This is a genomic window from Mycobacterium shunyiense, assembly GCF_058270035.1.
This window is the reverse complement of the sequence record NZ_JBZDPT010000041.1, coordinates 1-950: the sequence shown is the minus strand read 5'-3', so window position 1 is coordinate 950 and position 950 is coordinate 1. Positions and strand designations below refer to the sequence as shown.

At 61.1% G+C, this 950-nt stretch carries 1 protein-coding gene; it reads right to left on the bottom strand.

Annotated features, from left to right (window positions below):
- Position 1: 1 nt before the first annotated feature.
- Positions 2-884, bottom strand: a protein-coding gene (locus tag AC4ELS_RS23255; protein ID WP_499049497.1) for an IS5 family transposase whose coding sequence is annotated in 2 segments (ribosomal slippage) — positions 2-554 and positions 553-884 — 885 coding nt in all. Because the reading frame shifts where the segments join, the coding sequence is not laid out codon by codon here.
- Positions 885-950: the final 66 nt, after the last annotated feature.

Here is a 950-nt window from a genome sequence, read left to right as displayed (position 1 = left end):
GCTAGGGCGTGTCTGACAAAACTAGAAGCCAGAGGGTGACGGCGCGTAGGACAGCTGCTGCCCGGTAGACGACGGCGAGTTTGTCGTAACGTGTGGCCAGGCCGCGCCATTGCTTGACGACGTTGAAGTTCCTTTCAACGACGTTGCGGCCTTTGTAGTCCTGGGCATCGAAGACCGGGGGCCGACCACCGCCTTGGCCACGTCGTTTGCGGTTGGCGATCTGATCGGCGGGTTCGGGTATCGCCGCGCCGATACGACGGCACCGCAACAAGGTTCGGATCGCACGACTGGAATACGCCTTATCGCCGCGCACCCGGTCCGGGCGTGTACGCGCTCGGCCACCTCGGCGGCGAGGGACTTTCAGGTGGGCGAGCAAATGCTCGAATACCGGACCATCATGGGATTGGCCCGGACCGACAAGCACCACCAACGGCCTGCCATGGCCATCGACAAGCTGATGAATCTTGCTGGTCAACCCGCCACGAGAACGGCCAATGCCGTGGTCAGGCGGCTCGATGAGCAGATTCGTGTAATTCGACCCAGCCCCCTGTGTCGCGGGTGATGTTCGTGGCGTGCTGATGAGCACGGGCGATGGTGGAATCCACCGACACCGCCCAGTCGATCCCCCCGCCCTCATCGGCCATGCTCAGCAACCGCGATAGGACCATATCCCAGGTCCCGTCAGCACTCATGCGTCGATGCCAGGTCCAGATGCTTTGCCACGGACCGAACACCTCGGGCACATCACGCCAGGCAATGCCACAGCGGTACCGGTAGATGATGCCTTCGACCATCGAGCGGGCATCACTAAAAGGCCTGCCACGCTTACCTGTTCGAACAGGAAGAAGATCAGCGATCAGATCCCACTGAGCATCGGAAAGCAACTGAAAACGCGACACACCCCAAGTCTGGACCGCCACATCCAAAATGTTTGTCAGACACGCCCTAGT